Source organism: Streptomyces sp. NBC_00887, from assembly GCF_045207585.1.
The window spans coordinates 8,719,375-8,739,185 of record NZ_CP108788.1 but is presented as its reverse complement, the minus strand read 5'-3'; the positions used below and the strand labels follow the sequence as shown (position 1 = coordinate 8,739,185).

Below are 19,811 nucleotides of genomic sequence, written 5' to 3'. Positions count from 1 at the left end.
GCCGACTTGGATCTTTCCGCCCGGGGAACGTCCTATGAGCTTTTGCGCCGCGTGCCCCCCGACACGCGGCATCCCGGGTTCGGCGCGGCAGCCCGCGCCCCGGGTCAGACGGCGGGAGCGTCCGGTCCGATCCGGCTGCGTACAGCCGTCTGTACCTCGGCTTCCTCGGCCGGGTCGGCGGCCAGCCGCCGCAGGCGTTCGGCGACCCTGATGTCCCCCGTCTCCGCGTGGAGCGCGGCGAGTTCCCGGGTCGTCTCCTCGCAGTCCCAGAGGCATTCGACCGCGAAGCCGGTGGCGAAGGAGGGGTCGGTGGCTGCCAGGGCGCGGGCCGCCCGTCCTCGAAGGTGCGAGGAGGACGTCTCCCGGTAGACGTGGCGCAGTACCGGAGCGGCGCAGGCGATGCCGAGGCGGCCCGTGCCGTCGACGAGGGTCCACAGCCGCTGGGCGTCGGGGCCGTCCCCCCGTACGGCCTCGCGCAGCGCGGCGAGTACGAGCGGGGCGTCCTCGGCGCCGCCGCGGCAGGCGAGCACTCCCGCGGCCGACGCTCCGAGGGCGTCGGGCCGGTGCGCCCAGCGCCGGGCTCGGTCCACCGCCGCGTCGCCGCACATGCGCTCGAACGCGGCCACGGCGGCTTCGGCGACGACGGACGAGGGGCTGAGGGCGGCCTGCTCGATCAGGTCGAGCACGGCCGGGTCCTGGGCCTCGACGAGGTAGTGGAGGGCCGCACAGCGTGCGCCGTCGGAGCCGCCGCGGGCGGCCTCGATGATCAGCGGCCTGTCCTCGGCGCCCGCGACGGCGGAGAGGCAGCGGGCGGCCGGCACGTGGAGCACACTGCCGCGCTCCAGACCTTCCTGTGCCCAGTCGAAGACGGCCTGGACACTCCAGCCGGGGCGGGGACCGCCGGGCCGCATCTGCCGCTGCCACCGGTCGAAGGAGCCCTGTTCGGTCGCGGCCCGGACGCGGGCTCCGACCGCTTCGCGCGGGTCGTCCGCCCACAGCCGCCAGGGCCGCGGCTCGAATGCGTCCCGTACGGCGGCGGCCAGCTCGGCGGTGCCTTCCGGGGTGGCGGGGAACCGGCCGAGTACGGGTACGGCGAGTGAGCGCAGTCCGGCGTCGTCGTCGCGCAGGGCCAGCTCGTCGAGTGCCCAGGCCCAGTTGGCCCCGGTGGCCGCGTAGCGCCGGAGCAGCACGAGGGCGTCGTCGCGTCCGTAGGAGGCGAGGTGGCCGAGTACGGAGAGTGCCAGGCCCGTGCGTGAGTCCTCGGTGTCGAGCTGGTCCTCGGGGTCCCACAGGTGCCGCTCGATCTCCTCGATGCCGCCGTCGAGATCGAGGTACAGGCGTGCGTAGTAGAGGGAGCGGTTGTCGACCTGCCAGTCGTGACGCGGATCGCTCAGGACGCAGTGGTTGAGGGCCGCGAGAGCCTCGGGGCGTGGTGCGGCGAGTGCGTGGAGCGTGCCGTCGCCGCGGCCCCTCTGCAACAGGCCGAGCAGGGTGCCGCTCGGCGCTATGAATGGATCGAACATGGGGAAAGCCTCACATCAAGCTGTCGACGCAACCGGGACTGTGCTGTTCCAAGTGCCTGGGAGGCACTAGGCCGCGCAGCAACATGATCGGCCGACCGCCGTCTTCTGCCTGGTGCTCATCTTCCTCTGCCTCTCGTCGGTGGTCCTGAGCGGACCCGCGACGTCATGATGACCCAGCCATTTCGCCGACGCGACCACATTTACGGCGCACCGGTCAGCCGGCGGTCCGGGCGGTGTCTCAGCGCGCACCGAAGAGTTCCAGCAGGTCGCCCTTGCCGAACATGCGTGCGGTGTCCACCGCGGACGGTGTTCCGGCGGCCGGATCGGCTCCCGCGGCGAGCAGTGCCTCGATCACGGTGCGCTCCCCCTTGAAGACGGCTCCGGCGAGCGGGGTCTGCCCCCGGTCGTTGGCGCGGTCAGGGTCCGCACCACGGCCGGCGAGGGCCGTGACGGCCTCTGCGTGCCCGTGGTACGCGGCGAGCATCAGCAGGGAGTCGCCCCGGTCGTTGGTGAGGTTCGCGGGGACTCCGGCGTCGACATAGGCGGCGAGCGAGTCGGCCTCCCCCTTGCGAGCGAGGTCGAAGACCTTGGTCGCCAGCTCGACCACCTCGGGATCGGGGGTTTCGCTCATCGGACGGACCGCCTTCCATAACCGTTGGTCGCCGTTGCCGACCTGGTGGGGAGTACGGCGGGGGCCGTACGAGTGAATCGACAGGGTACTGCTCCGGTGCCGACATGAGCGTGCCCGGATGCGGCAAAAGATCACGACGAGTGGCGGCCTTTGCGGCGCGCTCTCCGGACCGTTCCGCTCGGACAACCACTTTTCGCCCGCCGGTCGAGTGAAAACATCACCATTTCACCCAATTGCACCTTTTATCGTATAGATACATCTTGTGATCCTGGAAGTACTCATGGTGACTGTCCCCTTCAACCAGGAGAACTGCTCATGATCCTCTCCATCTCGGGCGTGGTACTGCTCGGCATCATCGTCTTCCTGTTCTTCAAGAAGGACGGGCTCAAGGCATCCCACGCCCTCATCTGCGCCCTGTTCGGCTTCTACCTGGCCGGCACCGCCATCGCTCCCAGCATCACCGCAGGCGGCGCGAGCCTCGCCAGCATGCTGGGCGGGATCAAGTTCTGACGCTCCCCTCCCGCTCCGACCTCTTCAGGAGACCGACGTGGCCCGGCGACCACTCCCCCGCATTCTGAGCAGCGGCAGCGCTTCGATCACTCGCAGTCGCGAGTTCGCGCGCACGGCCGCCGACAACGCCACCGACGTCCTCCATCCGCTGATCACGGTCACCCGTGGACTGCGGCTGCTGGCCGGAGCAGGACGACAGAAATGGGCCGCGACGCCCAGGGACAGGCGCGGGCACGTCCTGTTCCTCGTCGCGGCCTGCGTACTGGTGGTGGCGCTCATCCCGTACGGGCCCCTGCTGGCCCTGATCTCGGTGATGGGCGCCGCCGCGTGGAAGGGACGGGACCGCACTCCGGTGAAGACCGGTCCCGACGACACGGAGACGGCACGGCTGCAAGCGCTCTACGAGGCGCTGGTGCCCCACTTCTCCGTGGCCGACGACCCCAGTCCGCTGTACTCCCACGGCGGCGACTGGGAGAAGGCCTTCGACTCCTCGTTCGCGTTCGACGGCAGCGGCCGCCTCACCCGTCTCCAGGTGGGCTACCCGGCGTACTTCACGGACGGCGAAGCGGCTTCCCGGACGCGCATCGAGCAGGTCCTCCACGCCAAGTCGGGCCGGGGCCGCGAGTACCACTTCGCCTGGGACGAGGAGAACAACCACCTCCTCATGACCGTGCTCGAAGCGCTGCCCACCACCATTGCCGCCCAGCGCTTCGTCACCGGCCCCGGTGAGACCGTGCTGGGTTTCACCGACGCCGACGCGGTGCGGCGCACCGTTCCGGTCGTGGACGGTGACGCGACCCGGGACGCGCCTCCGGTGGTCTGGCGGACCGGAGCCCGTTCCACGGAACCGCATCTGCTCGTCGTCGGGCATCCTGGCAGCGGCACGACGACGCTCCTGCGGTCCATCGCGCTGCAGGCCCTCCAGCACGGCGACGTCCTCGTCGTCGAAGGCAGCGGAACCGGCGAGTACGGCTGTCTGGCAGGACGCCCGGGAGTCCTCGCCGTCGAATGCGGTCTGGCCGGGTCCCTGGCAACGCTCGAATGGGCCGCGCACGAGACGGAACGCCGGCTCATCGCGGCGAACCGGGCGCGCCAGGCGGGCCACCCCGAACCCGAGGACATCAAGCGCCCTCTCTGGATCCTGCTGGACCGCCCGAGCGCGCTCGGACACCTGGCGGCGGCCGACGGCAGGCCCGATCCGCAGGAGCTGCTCCAGGTACCACTGCGACACGGCCGTGCGGCCGGTGTGACGGTCGTCGTGGCGGACCAGTTCGACAGCGTGGACGCGCTCACCGATACCGTACGGACCCACACCCGGGCCCGCGCCGTCCTCGGCCCCGCCACGCACGAGCAGGTCGAGTCCGTGCTCGGTGCCCCGCCCCACACCACCCCGACCGCGGACGTACCGCCGGGCCGGGGGTACGCGCGACTGGGCACCGGCCCGGTCCTGCGGCTCCAGGTCCCGGCAACACCCGACCCGTACGACCACGCGACGAGCGAGGCGCACCGGCAGGCCGTGCTCGACCTGCTGCCGGGTGGGCAGCAGCCTCCGGTGGAACAGGCCCCACGGGCCGCGGAAGCCGCCGAATCCGTCCCCGTCCCGGCACACCCGGATCCGCTGATCACGGCGCCGGCCACTGCCGAGGGGTGAAGCCGACGGCCTCAGGCCACGAACGTCCGCGGGGTCTCGGCTCCCGCGCTCGCGCCGGACCTGACGAGCTCCGCTGCCGCGGCGAGTCTCACCGCAGCCTCGTCCGCCACCGGGCCGCCCACCGTGAACGGCAGCCGCACATAGCCCTCGAACGCCCCGTCGACCCCGAACCGGGGCCCCGACGGCACCCGTACGCCGACCCGCTCGCCTGCCACGGCCAGCCGTGATCCGGAGAGCCCGCCCGTGCGCACCCAGAGGGTGAGCCCGCCGCGCGGCACCTCGAACTGCCACTCCGGGAGTTCCCGGCGCAGTGCCCGCACCAGGTCGTCCCTGTTCACCCGCGCCTGGTCGCGCCGGACCTCCACCGCCTGTTCCCAGCCTCCGGTGCGCATCAGCCAGTTGATGGCGAGCTGTTCCAGTACCGGAGTGCCCATGTCCGCGTACGCACGGGCCGCCACCAGGCTGCGGATGACGTCCGGGGCCGCCCGGACCCAGCCGATCCGCATTCCCGCCCAGAAGGCCTTGCTCGCCGATCCGACGGTGAGGACGGTGCTGCCCGCCGGGTCGAAGGCGCAGACCCGGCGGGGCATCTCCACGTCGGCGTCCAGATGGAGCTCGTTCATGGTCTCGTCGACCACGAGCACCGTGCCCGCGGAGCGGGCCGCGTCGACCAGGGCGCGCCGTTGCTGCTCGTCGGCGAGCGCCCCGGTGGGGTTGTGGAAGTCCGCGACGACATAGGCCAGCCGGGGCGCGGAGTCCCGCAGGACCTGGCGCCACCGGTTCATGTCCCAGCCGCCGAGCCCCTCCTCCATGGCCACCGGTACCAGCCGGGCCCCGGCCTCCCGCATGAGCTGCAGGATGTTGGCGTAACTCGGGGACTCCACAGCGATGCGCTCGCCGCGCCCGGCGAAGAGGTGGCAGATCGCGTCGATGGCGCCCATCGCCCCGGTGGTGACCATGATCTGTTCCGGCATGGTGGGGATGCCGGAACCGGTGTAGCGGGCGGCGATCATCTGCCGCAGTGCGGGCAGGCCGGCCGGGTAGTCGCCGTGGGTGTGCGCGTAGGGCGGAAGCTCCTCCAGAGCGCCCTGGACGGCCCGGGTCAGCCAGGGCTCCGGGGCCGGCAGCGAGGCGCAGCCCAGATCGATTATCGAGCCGAGTGATTCCGGGGGCAGGGGTTCGAGACCGCGGGCGGGCAGCGGGTTGCCCGCGGGGACCGCGGTCCAGCTGCCGGCCCCGCGGCGGGACTCCAGGAACCCCTCGGCACGCAGCGCCTCGTACGCCGCGGCGACGGTGGTCCGGCTGAGCGAGAGGGCGAGGGCCAGCTCCCGCTCGGCGGGCAGCCGGGCGGCGACCGGGACCCTGCCTTCGAGGACGAGCAGGCGCACACCGTCGGCGAGGGCGCGGTAGGCGGGCGGCTTGCGGGTGCCCTGCCCGGCGGGCCGGGGCTGCTGCGCCCTGAGCTGCCGTGCGAGCTGCGCGGCACCCACCGTCGAAGTCCACTGAGCCATGGAAATCAGTCCACCTTCCTCGGATTGGCCATAGTTGGCAGCCGATCCCCCGCCACAGAGTGTCATGCAGCAGTCCAACACCACCACACAGGGGGCACCACTTGTCCGAACCCACCGCCCGGAGCGGGACCCGCCTCAGCCGGCGGCTGATCCAGCTCTATGCGGGCCTGGCCCTCTACGGAGCGAGTTCGGCGCTCATGGTCCGCGCCGGGCTCGGGCTCGAACCGTGGGGCGTGCTGCATCAGGGCCTCGCTGAGCGGACGGGCATCTCCATCGGCGTCGTCTCGATCATCGTCGGCGCCGTCGTGCTGCTCGTGTGGATCCCGATCAGACAGCGCCCCGGGCTCGGCACAGTCTCCAACGTCTTCGCCGTGGGCATCGCGATGGACTCCACCCTCGCCCTCCTTCCGGATGCGCACGGGTTCGGGGCGCAGATCCCGCTGATGGCCGCGGGCATCGTCCTCAACGGCGTCGCCACCGGGCTGTACATCTCGGCGCGGTTCGGCCCGGGGCCGCGCGACGGGCTGATGACCGGCCTGAACCGGCTCACGGGGCGCCCCATCAGGCTGGTGCGCACGGCGATCGAGGTGGCCGTCGTGGTGACCGGATTCCTGCTCGGGGGCTCCCTCGGCGCAGGCACTGTGCTGTACGCCCTGGCCATCGGCCCGCTGGCCCAGTTCTTCCTACGCGTCTTCGACCTCCCGGCGCCGGACGAGGGCACCCCGGATGTTGCCGGCCGGACACCGCAGGAGGCGATACTGCCGCAGTGACAACAGCGACTTCGGGACGCCACCCCTATCTGGACCACCCTTCGCCGATTCCGTTCGCCCACCGCGGCGGAGCGGCGGACGGGATGGAGAACACGGCAGCAGCCTTCCGTCGGGCGGCCGGTGCGGGCTATCGCTACTTCGAGACGGATGTCCACACCACCGCGGACGGCCGCCTGGTGGCCTTCCACGACTCCACCCTGGACCGTGTCACGGACGCCCGGGGCCGGATAGCCGAGCTCCCCTGGAGCGAGGTGAGCCGGGCGAGGGTGGCGGGAAGTGAGCCGCTGCCGCTCTTCGAGGAGCTGCTGGAGGAGTTCCCCGAGGCCCGCTGGAACGTGGACATCAAGGCGGAGCCTGCCCTCGTCCCGCTCATCGAGCTGATCCGCAGGACCGACGCCTGGGACCGGGTGTGCGTGGGGTCGTTCTCGGAGTCGAGGGTGGCCAGGGCGCACCGTCTCGCGGGTCCGCGCCTGGCCACCTCCTACGGTGTGCGCGGTGTGTTCGGCCTGCGGCTGCGTTCGTACGGCATTCCGGCGGCGCTCCGCGCCGGGGCCGTGTGCGCACAGGTCCCGGAGAGCCAGAACGGCATCCGGGTGGTGGACCGGAGCTTCGTCCGTACGGCCCACGCACGCGGACTGCAGGTGCATGTCTGGACGGTCAACGAACCGGAACGAATGGCGGCGCTCCTGGACCTCGGTGTGGATGGCATCATGACCGATCACATCGAGACGCTGCGCACGGTGCTGAGCGAGCGGGGGGCCTGGGCCTGACGCCGGCACGGCCGCGTCCGCACTGCATCAGCGAGGGGGCGCGGCGTGAGCACCGGAACCGCAGAATCGACCGGACCTGCGGAACGGCCCCCCGGGGCCGCGGACCGCCTTCGGGAACAACGAGGCTGGTACTTCTACGACTTCGCCTGTTCCGTCTACTCCACCAGCGTCCTCACGGTCTTCCTCGGCCCGTACCTGACGTCCATAGCCAAGGCCGCCGCCGATGCGGACGGCTTCGTGCATCCGCTGGGCATACCCGTGCGGGCCGGCTCGCTCTTCGCGTACGCCGTCTCGGTGTCGGTCGTGGTGGCGGTACTGGTGATGCCGATGGCGGGCGCCGCCGCGGACCGTACGGGGCGCAAGAAGCCGCTGCTCGCGGCGGCGGCTTACGTGGGCGCCACGGCGACCGCCTGCATGTTCTTCCTGGACGGCGAGCGCTATCTGCTGGGTGCGTTCCTGCTCATCGTGGCGAACGCGTCGATCTCCGTGTCGATGGTGCTGTACAACGCCTATCTGCCGCAGATCGCGGCTCCGGAGGAACGCGACGCGGTCTCCTCCCGCGGATGGGCCTTCGGGTACACCTCGGGTGCCCTCGTCCTCGTCCTGAACCTCGTCCTCTACACGGGCCATGACTCCTTCGGCCTGTCCGAGTCCGACGCGGTCCGGATCTGTCTCGCCTCGGCCGGTGTGTGGTGGGGCGCCTTCACCCTCGTACCCCTGCGAAGGCTGCGCGACCGACGGGTGGCTCCCGGCGGCGAGGGGGCGGTCGGATCCGGCTGGCGGCAGCTGATGGCGACCCTGCGCGACATGCGCCGCCATCCGCTGACGCTGTCCTTCCTGCTCGCCTACCTCGTATACAACGACGGGATCCAGACGGTGATCTCCCAGGCCTCGGTGTACGGCTCGGAGGAGCTGGGCCTCGACCAGACGACTCTGATCACCGCGGTGCTTCTCGTGCAGGTGCTCGCGGTGGCCGGGGCGCTCGGGATGGGCCGGCTCGCCCGGGTGTACGGCGCGAAGCGCACGATTCTCGCCTCGCTGGTCGTCTGGACGCTGATCCTCGTCTGCGCCTACCTGCTGCCTGCCGACGCGCCGGTGTTCTTCTACTCGCTGGCGGCCGCGATCGGCCTGGTTCTGGGCGGCAGCCAGGCGCTCTCGCGCTCGCTGTTCTCGCACCTCGTGCCGCGCGGGAAGGAGGCCGAGTACTTCTCGGCGTACGAGATGAGCGACCGGGGACTCAGCTGGCTGGGCCCCCTGGTCTTCGGTCTCGGCTATCAGCTGACCGGCAGCTACCGGGACGCGATCCTGTCCCTGGTGATCTTCTTCACGCTCGGTTCCGTGCTGCTCGCGCGGGTGCCTGTGCGGGCGGCTGTGGCCGCCGCGGGCAATCCCGTGCCGGACCGGATTTAGACGTTGAAGTGAAAGGCCGGTAGTGTACGCCTTTGGCCTGCCCGGAGGACCGTTACTGCGAGTGGTAGAAGCAAAACCGTTGGGTGACAACTTCCACCAGAGGTGACAAACCGGGCACCGATGGGTACTCAACCCAGATACAGCAGCGGCACGACGGGCGACGCATGACCGGAAACGGGAATCTTTACCGCCGACCGGACGTTGACCGGATGACGACGACAGCGACATTTGTCCTGTGGGCGACAAGCCCGGGAGGCACGATTCATGAGTGAGCGAGCTCTCCGCGGCACGCGACTTGTGGTTACCAGCTACGAGACGGACCGCGGCATCGATCTGGCCCCGCGCCAGGCGGTGGAGTACGCATGCCCGAACGGCCATCGATTTGAGATGCCGTTCTCGGTAGAGGCGGACATTCCGCCGGAGTGGGAGTGCAAGGCGTGCGGCGCCACGGCACTCCTGGTGGACGGGGATGGCCCCGAGGAGAAGAAGGGCAAGCCTGCGCGTACGCACTGGGACATGCTCATGGAGCGGCGCACACGCGAGGAGTTGGAGGAAGTGCTGGCCGAGAGGCTGGCGGTCCTGCGCTCCGGCGCCATGAACATTGCCGTGCACCCGCGGGACAGCAGGAAGTCTGCCTGACCGCATATCACCGCACAGATCCAAGAGCCGCGGGCCGTGACACAGAACGTGTGTCACGGCCCGCGGCTCTTTGTCCGCCCGTGCACCCAGGGCTTGTGCGCCCAAGGCGTTGTGGGCCGCGCTGCACTTCTGTGGGCTGTGCGGCCTCGGGAGCCGTACAGCCCACAGAGTTTCAGGGGGACAGCGGCGGCCGGTTCGCTCCGGGGCCCTCGTCGGGGCGGGAGTGCGTCCGCGTGCCGTCCTCACGGATGACCTCGCCCTGGACGACCTTTCCGTCCGGCCGGTGCATACGGGCCTGCTGGAAGGCGTCCGACAGGCTGCCCGGCCCGGCCGCCCGCATCCGGCGCTCCAGGGAACGCTCCACGTAGCGGCCCGCCATCGAGCGGACCGGCGGCAGCAGGAGCAGCAGTCCCGCCGCGTCCGAGATGAGGCCGGGGAGCATGAGGAGCAGGCCGGCCAGCATCAGGAAGCCGTTGCCCTTGCTGCCCGACGGGGCAGCGGCCGGGGTCGCCGTCGCGCCCGGCTGCCCGGGCATCTGCTGGAAGGTCTCGGTGAGGGTGCGCATGGCCCGCCGCCCCGCCCGCTTGATCACCACGGCCCCGAGTACGGCGCCGGCGACCAGGATCAGCAGCACGGTGAACGCGCTCGCCGCTTCGGCCACCACGGTCAGCAGCCAGATCTCCAGCACCAGCCAGGCCGCGAGGCCCAGGGGCAGGAAGGTACGGGCGCGTGAGCGCCGTGGACGGTTCGAAGGCGGTGTGCCGGTCGTCATGCACCCAGTGTGCCTGTACGGGCGTGGAAGCGGCATAAGGGGGTGATCATGGTGCCCGCCGCCGATCATCGACCGGGGCCGGGAGGTCAGGAGGGCTTGCGGCCGAGGACCTTGCTCACCCGGGTGGTGATTCCCCATCCGGTGACCCGCCACAACGCCTCGACCAGGATGTCGCGGCTCATCTTGGAGTCGCCGATCTCCCGCTCCATGAACGTGATCGGCACCTCGACCACGTGGTAGCCCGCCTCGACCGCGCGGCGGGCCAGGTCGACCTGGAAGCAGTAGCCCTGCGAGGCGACCTCTTCGAGGCCGAGGCCGTCCAGGGTCGGGGTGCGGAAGGCACGGTAGCCGCCGGTGACGTCCCGCACCGAGAGGCCGAGGAGCATCCGGGAGTAGAGGCTGCCGCCGCGGGAGATCATCTCGCGGTGCCTGGGCCAGTTGACCACCCGGCCGCCGGGGACCCAGCGCGAGCCGAGGACGAGATCGGCGCCCTTCAGCGCGGTCAGGAGCCGGGGAAGTTCCTCGGGCTGGTGGGAGCCGTCGGCGTCCATCTCGACGAGAACGCCGTAGTCGTTCTCCGAGCCCCAGCGGAAGCCCGCCAGATAGGCGGCTCCGAGCCCTTCCTTGCCCTTGCGGTGCAGGACGTGCACGTGGTCGTCGCCCGCTGCGAGCTCGTCGGCGACCTTTCCGGTGCCGTCGGGGCTGTTGTCGTCGGCGACCAGGATGTCCGCTTCCGGAACGGCGGCGCGCACCCTGGCGACGATCAGCTTGATGTTCTCGGCCTCGTTGTAGGTCGGAATGATCACCAAGACTCTGCCGAGCGGGCCGAACTGCCTCTGACCGCCGTCGTTCACTACTGCCCCTTAAAGTCCGTACGCAGGTGCACACCATATCCAGCGCGCCACGGCCGGACTCCGACGCGGTCACGACGTGACGCGCGAGGCGCGCCCGCGGTACCGGACAGAAGGATGGAACTGCGGACAGAACTGCGGATCGGGGCCCGGCGTCCTTCGGGCCGACCTGGGACCCGCTGGCTGCGGGTCGACCGAATGCCGTTGTCTACTGAACCTCCGGGCCCCACCCGGGTCGCACCCGCCGTCCGGCCGAAACCTCCCCTCGCCCCCGAGGCGCGGGCGCTGAACCTGGCTGTCAGTGGTGGCGCGCCGGTGCGGCACACCACCCCGTGACCCAGCGGCGTTCGACGACTGCGTGGAGGTTTGACCGGGCGGACGTCCAGTGGTGGACCCAGCCGAACCTACCGGCCCGTGGGCACTCTCTGTCAACAGCCGTTTGACCTGCGATTTTTACCTAAAGCGCCTGGCCAGTGCCAAGGGTCCGCAGGTCGCGGCAGAGTGCGCGCAACTTCGATCGGCGGTACGAAATGTCACGACGTCACTCGTTCGGCCGTACGTAGACAGTTTGTCCGAAAACCACGGTGCGCAGGCATACGGGAAGCTCACCCCCGGGAGTGAGATCCGGCAGGCCAGGGGTGCCGGAACGGGGGTCGGTCGACCAGCGGGAGACCCTGTCGTCGGGGGCCTGAACGACCAGCTCACCGGCACGCCACACGGCGTAGTCGGCGGGCGCGCCGGGGACGAGGACTCCCGCGTCGTCGCGGCCGACCGCCCGCCAGCCGCCGCGGGTGTGTGCCGTGAAGCCCGCCCGTACGGAGATGCGGTGCCCCGCCGTCCGGTGGAAGGCAGCGGCGCGCACGGTCCCCCACGGGTCCAGAGGGGTGACCGGGCTGTCCGAGCCGAAGGCGAGGGGCACACCTGCGCGCAGGAGTGCCGCGTACGGATTGAGCGTGCCGGCCCGCTCGGCACCCAGCCGACCGGTGTACATGCCGTCCGGGCCGCCCCAGGCGGCGTCGAAGGCGGGCTGGACGGATGCGGTGAGCCCCAGCTCGGCAAAGGCCGCGATGGTCTCGGGGGTGAGCATCTCGGCATGTTCCACCCGGTGCCTGGCGGCGCGGATCCGGGCCAGTCCGAGAGTCTCGGAGGCAGCCCGTACACCCGCCACGACCGCGGAGACCGCGGCGTCGCCGATGGCGTGGAACCCCGCCTGCAGTCCCGCCTCGGTGCAGGCCGTGACATGCGCGGCGATCTGCGCCGCGTCCAGATGGGCGGTGCCGGTGTGCGGCGCGTCGGCGTACGGCTCGTGGAGGAAGGCGGTGTGCGAGCCCAGGGACCCGTCGACGAAGAGGTCCCCTGCCGCGCCGGCGGCTCCGAGCTCCCGGATCCGGGCGGCGCCCTTCGCGTCCTCGATCCGTTCGGCCCAGTATCCGAAGACCCGGGGGCCCGACTGTTCGGCGGCGATCTTCAGCAGAGCGGTGAAGTCCTCCTCGTCCGAGATGTCGGGGCCGGCGCACTCGTGCACCGTCCCGATGCCGAGCGAGGCCGCCTGCGCGAGCGCGGCACGCTGGGCCTCGGCACGCTGCTGCGGTGTGACGGCGCCGTGGGCCGCGGCGCGCACCGCGTGGTGCGCGGCGCCGACCAGAGGGCCGTCGGGGTGGTAGCCGGTGAGCTCGGTGGCACCCGGGACGAGGTCCAGGAGCGCGGTGGTGACCACCGCGGAGTGCACATCGACACGGGGCAGGTAGACCGGCCGGCCGCCGGCCGCCGCGTCGAGTTCGGGGCGCGAGGGGGGCCGCTGTTCCGGCCAGCGCGTCGCGTCCCAGCCATGGCCGAGGACGACCCGCTCCCCCGGGTGGCTCTTCACGTACGCACGCACGAGCCGGAGGGCGTCGGCGAGCGTGCGCGCGCCCGAGAGGTCCAGCCCGGTGAGAGCGAGTCCGGTCGACGTGGTGTGGACGTGCGAGTCGGTGAACGCCGGGGTGACCAGGGCCCCTTCCAGGTCGATCACCTCGTCGACGCCGCTCGCGAAGGCGTCGGCGGCCCCCTCGGACCCCACCCAGGCGACATGCCCGCGTTCGACGACCATCGCGGTCGCGAACGGGTCGGCGGGGCTGTGGACGTCTCCACCGCGCAGCAGCACGGTGCGGTGGTCGCCCTGAAAGGCGGTGCTCTCGGTCATGGCACCAGTCTCGCGCCTGCCCGGACCGCTTCGGTCCGCACCCCCCTCGACGGAGGGCTGCACCCCCTCGACGGGGGGCCGGCACCCACGCACCGACGAGCACCGCCCGCTCCCGGGCGGGGGCCGGGGCACCGCGCCTCAGATACGCGGGGGGCGGGCCTCGTACGGTGTGGAGAGGACGACGGTCGTACGGGTGGAGACACCGGCCAGCGAGCGGATCCGGGTCAGCAGGTGCTCCAGCTCCAGGGGGGTGGCGACCCGCACCTTGAGGATGTAGTTCTCGTCGCCCGCGACGCTGTGGCAGGCCTCGAGCTCCGGGACACCGGCGAGGCGTTCGGCGATGTCGTCGGGCGCGCTCGGGTCGAACGGCTTCACCGAGATGAACGCGGTAAGGGGCAGGCCGACGGCTTCGGGGTCGACGACCGCGGCATAGCCCCGGATGACCCCGCGCTGCTCCAGCCTGCGCACACGCTGATGAACGGCCGAGGTGGACAGGCCCGTGGCCTTGCCCAGGTCGGTGTAGCTCATCCGCCCGTCCTTGACGAGCAACTCCACGATCTGACGGTCCAGCTCCTCCATGCGGATCAACCTATGGCCCCAGGTCCCTCCAAGCACAGTCGTGGAGCCTGTGGAACTGCACGTTCGGGGGGCATGTGACGAATGCCACAAGTTTACGGGTGGGTAGCCGACGGCCTCGCGGTTACCGCCCGCTCCCGACGGGAAGTGCTTGCTGTGGTCGAGGCCGTGGCGCCTTGCCGGCCCACCCGAGGGGGGAACAACCCATGCAGAGCCTGAAGCTCACCGGACGTACCGAACCGGAGCCCGTTGATTCCGACGAGGACACCGCTCCCGACGCGTACGACACATTCGAGATGTACCGGGTGATCTGCCCGGACTGCTCCCAGCCCATCGCCCTGCTGGCGGACGAGGACGTCCTGCCCGAGCACGCGTTGTGCCCCTCCCCGTGGAATCCGTTCGTCCTCACCGTGTGCTCGGGCACGAGCCGCTCCGCCGCGGACGCGCGTCCGGCCGATGAGTCCCTCGATGCCCAGGAGCAGGAGACGGCCCTGCTGCTGACACTCCCTCAGGGGCTCGACTGGCGGATGCAGCCCTTCTCGCACGCCGGCGGCCCCGGCTCACGCCCCCTGCAGGTTCCGCAGATGCGGCGTCGCGCCGCCTGACGTTCCCTGAGTCGCACATCTGTGCCGCACCACGACGGCGGGCCGTCGTGGTGCGGACAGTTCCACCGACCGGTTCCGGCGCCCGTACAGCCCGGACACCGTCCGGGGCACCCGCATGCGCCCTCCGGGGCCCGTGCACCCGAGGAACGGGCGCACGAATCGCCCGGACGGTGACCCGCCGCCCTGCCGGGGCGTTGTTTGCGTATGAGCATGCTGCACTCGACAGCCGGACCGGTTCGCCGCCGCCTGACCGCTCCGACGCCCGAAGAATCGGTTCCTCAGCCCGGCCAGGCACCCCGGGAGGCGGCACAGCCGCCCGTGCCGCACACGACCGACCCGCCCATCTACCGGGCGATGCTGCACCATTGGGAGGGTACGGGCCGGACGCTGCCGGGCCGCCAGGACCAGGAGTGGAACCGGATCATGACGACGCCGGTGTGGTCGGACCGGCCCGTCCGGGTCAGCGCGTCTCGGGACCCGCGAGATGGCGGGCGATGACCATGCGCTGGATCTGATTGGTGCCCTCGACGATCTGCAGCACCTTGGCCTCACGCATCAGACGCTCGACGGGGAAGTCGAGGGTGTAGCCGTAGCCCCCGAGCACCTGGACCGCGTCGGTGGTCACCCTCATGGCCGCGTCGGTGCAGAACAGCTTCGCCATCGCCGCCTGCCGGGAGAACGGCAGGCCCGCGTCACGGAGGCGCGCCGCCTCCAGGTAGAGCGCCCGTCCGGCCTCGATCTGGGTGGCCATGTCGGCGAGCATGAAGCGCAGGCCCTGGAAGTCCGCGACGGGACGGCCGAACTGACGTCGTCCCGTCGCGTAGCCGACGGCCTCGTCCAGGGCCGCCTGGGCGACCCCGATGGCACAGGCGGCGATCCCGAGCCGCCCCGAGTCGAGCGCGGACAGGGCGATGGCGAAGCCCTGCCCCTCGTCGCCGATACGGCGGTCACCGGAGATCCGCACACCGTCGAAGTGCAGCTGGGCGGTCGGCGAGCCCTTCATGCCCATCTTCTTCTCGGGTACGGCCGCGGTGAGCCCCTCCGCGTCCCCCGGGACGAGGAACGCGGTGATCCCGCGGGAACCCTCCACCCCGGTCCTCGCCAGCACCGTGTAGAAGTCGGCGATGCCGCCGTGCGTGATCCAGGCCTTGGTGCCGGTCAGCACCCAGTCGTCGCCGTCCCGCACCGCCTTCGTGCGCAGCGAGGCCGCGTCGGAGCCCGAGGCGGGCTCCGAGAGGCAGTAGGCGCCCAGCAGACCGCCCGAGAGCATCGCCGGGAGGTGGGTTGCCTGCTGCTCCTCGGTGCCGTATCCGGCGAGCGCGTGGCAGGCGAGGGAGTGGACACTGACTCCGAGTCCGACGGTGAGCCTGGCCGCGGCCAGCTCTTCGAGCACCTGGAGGTACACCTCGTACGGCTGGTCACCGCCGCCGTGTGCGGAGTCGTACGGCAGGCCGAGCAGTCCGGACTCGGAGAGCAGGGTGAAGACCGCGCGCGGGAAATGGCCCGCTTCCTCCTCCTCCGCCGCCCTGGGAGTGATCTCCTTGGACACGATGTCGCGGACGAGCTCGATGAGCTGCCGGGACTCCTCGGTGGGCAGGCGGCGTTCCACCGGCTGCGGGGCACTGTCGGACATGACGGCGCTCTCCTCCCTGTCGGGCGTTGCGGCGGTCGCGCGCGCGGGGTGTGAGCGGCGCCGCCGGGTGGTCCCGGGCGATGCCCGGAAATCTATGACTCCCCAGCCGATCCTGCCTGCTCGGATCACGAGAGGCGCTGGCCAGCGGCTGTGGCGCGTTGAGTATGCCCGATCGGAGCGCTTGCGTCACCGGTCGCCCGGCGTCCTTGATCAGGGAAATTGGTCCGAACCATTGACCCAACTGGTCTAGTCCACCTACGGTTTCCCCCATTGCCGATCGCGTCCATGCCAAACCTATGGATTCGGTCGGCACCCCCACACAGAAGCCCTCCCCCACGAGGAGCCACAATGACCGGACTTCACCGTCCACGCGCCCGCTTCCGGGCGCTCGCAGCGACCGTCTGCACCGCCGCGCTCGGAGCCGCCCTCCTAGGCGTAGCAGGGACGTCGTCGGCGGGTGCGGCCCCCGCCGCCCCCGCACCGGCAGCCGCCGAGGCCGCCCCCGCCGCCGCCGGCGGCAAGGTGGTCGGATACTTCACCAACTGGGGTGTCTACGAGCGCGATTACCACGTCAAGAACATCGAGACGTCCGGCTCGGCCGACAAGCTCACGCACATCAACTACGCCTTCGGCAATGTCCAGGGTGGCAAGTGCACCATCGGCGACAGCTACGCCGACTACGAGAAGGCGTACACGGCCGACCAGTCCGTCGACGGCGTCGCGGACACCTGGGACCAGGAACTGCGCGGCAATTTCAACCAGTTGCGCAAGCTGAAGAAGCTGCACCCGGACCTGAAGATCATCTGGTCCTTCGGCGGCTGGACCTGGTCCGGCGGCTTCGGTGAGGCCGCGCAGAATCCGGCCGCCTTCGCCGAGTCCTGCTACAACCTGGTCGAGGACCCCCGCTGGGCCGACGTCTTCGACGGCATCGACATCGACTGGGAGTACCCGAATGCCTGCGGCCTGAGCTGCGACACCAGCGGCCGTGACGCCTACGGCAACCTTCTGTCCGCTCTGCGCACCAAGTTCGGCACCGGCAACCTGATCACCTCGGCGATCACGGCCGACGGCTCGGACGGCGGAAAGATCGACGCCGCGGACTACGCCGGTGCGGCGAAGTACCTCGACTGGTTCAACCCGATGACGTACGACTTCTTCGGCGCGTTCGCGGCCGAGGGGCCGACCGCCCCGCATTCCCCGCTGACCTCCTACCCGGGCATCCCGACGGAGGGCTTCGACAGCGACGCGGCCATATCCAAGCTCAAGGGTCTGGGCGTCCCCTCGGAGAAGCTGCTGCTGGGCATCGGCTTCTACGGCCGCGGCTGGACGGGCGTCACGCAGTCGGAGCCCGGCGGCACGGCCACCGGGGCTGCCCCGGGGACGTACGAGGCGGGCATGGAGGACTACAAGGTCCTGAAGAACAGCTGCCCGGCCACGGGCACGGTCGCCGGGACCGCGTACGCCCACTGCGGCACCGACTGGTGGAGCTACGACACCCCGGCCACCATCGCCACGAAGATGGACTACAAGAACCAGCAGGGCCTGGGAGGCACCTTCTTCTGGGAGCTCAGCGGTGACACCACGAACGGCGAGCTGATCAAGGCGATCAACTAGCCGCGACGGGGTACACGCACGACAGGGCGGGCGAGGGGCGGGGGGCCGGGCGGGCGCCTCGCCCCTCTCGCACGTGCCCCCGCGCCGCGATCGTCCGGCGTCACATGAGTCCGGCCTGGGTGACGAACATCGCGAGCACGACCACGAGCGTCCAGCCCAGGATGTGCTCCAGCACCTTCGGCCCGTCCTGGGGGCCGCCCGTGCGGGCGCGGCGGGCGCGGGTCGTGTTCTCGGCTGCGGTCGCGGTCATGGCATCTCGCTCGGTCGTTCGGCAGTGGTCGTCCCCCGTGACCCGACCACAGTGCCAGCGTGGCCGGCTCACGGGTAGAGACCCGGATCACTCCCGCCGCGGCCCGCGGACCGGGCGTGCGGCCGGCCGCTGTCCCGGATCCCCTCTGCCGTAAGGGATCCGGGACGGGACCGGAGCGGAGGGAGCGTGCCGGCTGTGCGGGACACCACACGGCACCCGAACCGACTCCGGGCCCGCTCCGGTCCGACGCGGACGCACCGGCCGGCGGGGCATTCCTCGTCTCGGGCAGCGGGCGTTTCCGCCCTCCTCCTCATGGCCGAGGTGCCCTGCGAGCGGGCACGGGCATCAGGTGATGCTCCATCGCTGGGCATTGTTGTTGTTGCAGGTCCATTGACGGACCTCGGCGCCCGGCGCGGTACCCCAGTTGTAGTTGTCGAGGCACAGCCCGCTGTGCCGGTTGACGAGGGTGGAATACCCTTCCCCCACCGGAACCGGCCGCCATTGCTGCACTGTCGCGCCATTGCACGTCCACTGCTGAACGACGGATCCGGGCGCGGTCGCGAAGTCCTTGTTGTCCAGGCAGAGCCCGCTGTGCCCGTTGCGGATCCGGTAGTACCCGTTCTCCGTGGGTGTCAGGGTCCAGTTCTGGACCGCGGCGCCGTTGCATGTCCACTGGCGCACCTCCGCTCCTGGCGTGGTGGCCCAGTCGTAGTCGTCCAGGCACAGGCCGCTGTGCCGGTTGCGGAGGGCCACCGGTGCGGGGGCGGCGCCGGCCTCGCCCGACGGGCCCTGGAGGACGGTCGACGTCGAGACCGGGGTGCCCAGGTTCGGAGTGCCATCGGCGTTCCAGGAGATCTTCTGCACCCGCGTCGTGCGTGTGGTGCCGCAGCCCTGGCTCGCCGAGGAGTTCGCGTGGTAGGCGATCCAGGTCTCGCTGCCGTCGGGGGACGTGAAGAACGAATGGTGCCCGGGCCCGAACACCCCGGCCGCGTCGTTGCGCTGGAAGATCGGCTGGGGCGACTTGGCCCAGGACGCGGTGGCGAGCGGGTCGCCACCGCTGTACTCCAGCATGCCCAGCTTGTAGTGGGGGCCGTTGCAGTGGCTGGCCGAGTACGTCAGGAAGGTGCGGCCGTTGCGTTGCAGGGCGAACGACCCCTCGTTGACGGCTCCGTCCTGCCGTTCCCACGCGAGGGTCGGAGCCGATATCCGCGTGCCGTGGGCGCCGGCCGTCCAAGGGTTCGACAGGGGTGCGATGTAGAGCGACTGCAGACCGTCCTGCGGGGAGAACGCGGAGTAGGTCATGTAGAGAGCGCCGTTGAGCCTCAGCGGGCTCGCATCGATCGCCCACCCGTTGTCCGGCATCAGATGGATGATGCCTCGGTCCGTGTACGGCCCGAGCGGATCGGTCCCGGCGCTCTCCAGTGCGTGCGTCCGACGGGGGCCACCGGACTGCTCGACCGAGTAGTACAGGTACCAGCGGTCGCCGATCATCTCCAGGTGGGGTGCCCACATCGCCGTTCCGGCCGTGCGGAAGACCACCTGTTCCGGGGCGTTGCGCAGACCTGCGACGGTCGTCGACCGGCGCATGACGACGTCGGAGGACCATGTCGTGGCGACGTAGTAGTAGAAGCCGCCGTGGAAGACCAGCGTCGGGTCCGCGCTGTTCGGAACATTTACCACAGGGTTGGTGAAGGATGGGCCGGGTGCCGCCTGAGCAGGGCTCGCGCTAGGCAGGCTCATGCCAATTGCGGTGATGAACGCGAGAAGGAGGAGAATTCCTCGCCCCACGGCTCTTCCTTCATGGACGAACAGCACATCTTCTCCTCGGGGGAGTGTGAAGGTTGCGGACGACGGACTGCGCTGCGCAGCCGAGATCGCTCGGGCAGGAGGAGCCCTCTCGGCAAGCCCTGCGA

The 19,811-nt window shown here is 70.8% G+C and carries 18 protein-coding genes; 8 read left to right on the top strand and 10 right to left on the bottom strand.

All coding sequences use genetic code 11. The features are described 5' to 3' along the window. Positions 1-104: 104 nt before the first annotated feature. Positions 105-1,523, bottom strand: coding sequence for a HEAT repeat domain-containing protein (locus OG844_RS39900; protein ID WP_406388539.1), 1,419 nt, complete (start codon positions 1,521-1,523; stop codon positions 105-107). Between the two features lie 238 nt (positions 1,524-1,761). Beyond that, on the bottom strand, positions 1,762-2,154 hold the full coding sequence (locus tag OG844_RS39895; RefSeq protein ID WP_406388541.1) for an ankyrin repeat domain-containing protein: 393 nt from the start codon (positions 2,152-2,154) through the stop codon (positions 1,762-1,764). 315 nt (positions 2,155-2,469) lie between these two features. Between OG844_RS39895 and OG844_RS39890 the strand changes: the two genes are divergently transcribed. Both OG844_RS39890 and OG844_RS39885 read left to right on the top strand, forming a co-directional pair. Further along, positions 2,470-2,664 carry a hypothetical protein gene (locus OG844_RS39890; protein ID WP_014044751.1) on the top strand — a complete coding sequence of 65 codons (195 nt, stop codon included), beginning with the start codon at positions 2,470-2,472 and terminating at the stop codon, positions 2,662-2,664. A gap of 37 nt (positions 2,665-2,701) precedes the next feature. After that, positions 2,702-4,315 carry a hypothetical protein gene (locus tag OG844_RS39885; RefSeq protein WP_406388542.1) on the top strand — a complete coding sequence of 538 codons (1,614 nt, stop codon included), beginning with the start codon at positions 2,702-2,704 and terminating at the stop codon, positions 4,313-4,315. 11 nt (positions 4,316-4,326) lie between these two features. On the opposite strand, the gene OG844_RS39880 is transcribed toward OG844_RS39885, so the two are convergent. Continuing rightward, on the bottom strand, positions 4,327-5,826 hold the full coding sequence (locus OG844_RS39880) for a PLP-dependent aminotransferase family protein (protein ID WP_406388543.1): 1,500 nt from the start codon (positions 5,824-5,826) through the stop codon (positions 4,327-4,329). 101 nt (positions 5,827-5,927) lie between these two features. Here OG844_RS39880 and OG844_RS39875 point away from each other — a divergent pair, with 101 nt between their 5' ends. From OG844_RS39875 to OG844_RS39860, 4 genes are all read left to right on the top strand, one after another. Further along, positions 5,928-6,596: a YitT family protein gene (locus OG844_RS39875; RefSeq protein ID WP_406388544.1), complete on the top strand. Its 669-nt coding sequence runs from the start codon at positions 5,928-5,930 to the stop codon at positions 6,594-6,596. Next, entirely contained in the window at positions 6,593-7,366 is a 774-nt protein-coding gene (locus tag OG844_RS39870) for a glycerophosphodiester phosphodiesterase family protein (protein ID WP_406388545.1), read from the top strand. The genes OG844_RS39875 and OG844_RS39870 overlap by 4 nt, the downstream gene beginning before the upstream one ends. Before the next feature lie 45 nt (positions 7,367-7,411). Next, the gene (locus tag OG844_RS39865) at positions 7,412-8,776 is read left to right on the top strand and encodes an MFS transporter (RefSeq protein WP_406388546.1); all 1,365 of its coding nucleotides are present in this window, start codon (positions 7,412-7,414) and stop codon (positions 8,774-8,776) included. Positions 8,777-9,040: 264 nt separating this feature from the next. Continuing rightward, a complete protein-coding gene (locus OG844_RS39860; RefSeq protein ID WP_329213065.1) occupies positions 9,041-9,415 on the top strand; it encodes an RNA polymerase-binding protein RbpA in 375 nt (124 codons plus the stop codon). Positions 9,416-9,587: 172 nt separating this feature from the next. On the opposite strand, the gene fxsA is transcribed toward OG844_RS39860, so the two are convergent. The 4 genes from fxsA to OG844_RS39840 all read right to left on the bottom strand — a co-directional run bounded on the left by fxsA (position 9,588) and on the right by OG844_RS39840 (position 13,799). Then, complete coding sequence (gene fxsA / locus OG844_RS39855; RefSeq protein WP_406388548.1) at positions 9,588-10,187, bottom strand: FxsA family membrane protein; 600 nt, start codon at positions 10,185-10,187, stop codon at positions 9,588-9,590. An 86-nt stretch (positions 10,188-10,273) separates the two neighbouring features. After that, entirely contained in the window at positions 10,274-11,041 is a 768-nt protein-coding gene (locus tag OG844_RS39850) for a polyprenol monophosphomannose synthase (protein WP_406388549.1), read from the bottom strand. Between the two features lie 538 nt (positions 11,042-11,579). After that, entirely contained in the window at positions 11,580-13,220 is a 1,641-nt protein-coding gene (locus tag OG844_RS39845) for an amidohydrolase (protein ID WP_406388551.1), read from the bottom strand. 138 nt (positions 13,221-13,358) lie between these two features. Then, positions 13,359-13,799: an Lrp/AsnC family transcriptional regulator gene (locus tag OG844_RS39840; RefSeq protein ID WP_014044761.1), complete on the bottom strand. Its 441-nt coding sequence runs from the start codon at positions 13,797-13,799 to the stop codon at positions 13,359-13,361. A gap of 203 nt (positions 13,800-14,002) precedes the next feature. Between OG844_RS39840 and OG844_RS39835 the strand changes: the two genes are divergently transcribed. Next, on the top strand, positions 14,003-14,401 hold the full coding sequence (locus OG844_RS39835; RefSeq protein WP_406388552.1) for a hypothetical protein: 399 nt from the start codon (positions 14,003-14,005) through the stop codon (positions 14,399-14,401). Positions 14,402-14,861: 460 nt separating this feature from the next. Here OG844_RS39835 and OG844_RS39830 read toward each other — a convergent pair whose 3' ends face one another. Then, entirely contained in the window at positions 14,862-16,034 is a 1,173-nt protein-coding gene (locus tag OG844_RS39830) for an acyl-CoA dehydrogenase family protein (RefSeq protein ID WP_406388554.1), read from the bottom strand. Positions 16,035-16,382: 348 nt separating this feature from the next. Here OG844_RS39830 and OG844_RS39825 point away from each other — a divergent pair, with 348 nt between their 5' ends. Beyond that, complete coding sequence (locus OG844_RS39825) at positions 16,383-17,648, top strand: glycoside hydrolase family 18 protein (protein WP_406388555.1); 1,266 nt, start codon at positions 16,383-16,385, stop codon at positions 17,646-17,648. 100 nt (positions 17,649-17,748) lie between these two features. On the opposite strand, the gene OG844_RS39820 is transcribed toward OG844_RS39825, so the two are convergent. Both OG844_RS39820 and OG844_RS39815 read right to left on the bottom strand, forming a co-directional pair. Next, positions 17,749-17,898, bottom strand: coding sequence for an SCO1431 family membrane protein (locus tag OG844_RS39820; RefSeq protein WP_406388557.1), 150 nt, complete (start codon positions 17,896-17,898; stop codon positions 17,749-17,751). 345 nt (positions 17,899-18,243) lie between these two features. Beyond that, positions 18,244-19,638: a family 43 glycosylhydrolase gene (locus OG844_RS39815; protein ID WP_406388558.1), complete on the bottom strand. Its 1,395-nt coding sequence runs from the start codon at positions 19,636-19,638 to the stop codon at positions 18,244-18,246. Positions 19,639-19,811 lie beyond the last annotated feature (173 nt).

Coding starts and splice junctions, on each gene's coding strand:
- OG844_RS39900 (WP_406388539.1), bottom strand. CDS start 1,523: ATGTTCGATCCATTCATAGCGCCGAGCGGCACCCTGCTCGGCCTGTTG.
- OG844_RS39895 (WP_406388541.1), bottom strand. CDS start 2,154: ATGAGCGAAACCCCCGATCCCGAGGTGGTCGAGCTGGCGACCAAGGTC.
- OG844_RS39890 (WP_014044751.1), top strand. CDS start 2,470: ATGATCCTCTCCATCTCGGGCGTGGTACTGCTCGGCATCATCGTCTTC.
- OG844_RS39880 (WP_406388543.1), bottom strand. CDS start 5,826: ATGGCTCAGTGGACTTCGACGGTGGGTGCCGCGCAGCTCGCACGGCAG.
- OG844_RS39860 (WP_329213065.1), top strand. CDS start 9,041: ATGAGTGAGCGAGCTCTCCGCGGCACGCGACTTGTGGTTACCAGCTAC.
- fxsA (WP_406388548.1), bottom strand. CDS start 10,187: ATGACGACCGGCACACCGCCTTCGAACCGTCCACGGCGCTCACGCGCC.
- OG844_RS39845 (WP_406388551.1), bottom strand. CDS start 13,220: ATGACCGAGAGCACCGCCTTTCAGGGCGACCACCGCACCGTGCTGCTG.
- OG844_RS39840 (WP_014044761.1), bottom strand. CDS start 13,799: ATGGAGGAGCTGGACCGTCAGATCGTGGAGTTGCTCGTCAAGGACGGG.
- OG844_RS39835 (WP_406388552.1), top strand. CDS start 14,003: ATGCAGAGCCTGAAGCTCACCGGACGTACCGAACCGGAGCCCGTTGAT.
- OG844_RS39830 (WP_406388554.1), bottom strand. CDS start 16,034: ATGTCCGACAGTGCCCCGCAGCCGGTGGAACGCCGCCTGCCCACCGAG.
- OG844_RS39825 (WP_406388555.1), top strand. CDS start 16,383: ATGACCGGACTTCACCGTCCACGCGCCCGCTTCCGGGCGCTCGCAGCG.
- OG844_RS39820 (WP_406388557.1), bottom strand. CDS start 17,898: ATGACCGCGACCGCAGCCGAGAACACGACCCGCGCCCGCCGCGCCCGC.
- OG844_RS39815 (WP_406388558.1), bottom strand. CDS start 19,638: ATGAGCCTGCCTAGCGCGAGCCCTGCTCAGGCGGCACCCGGCCCATCC.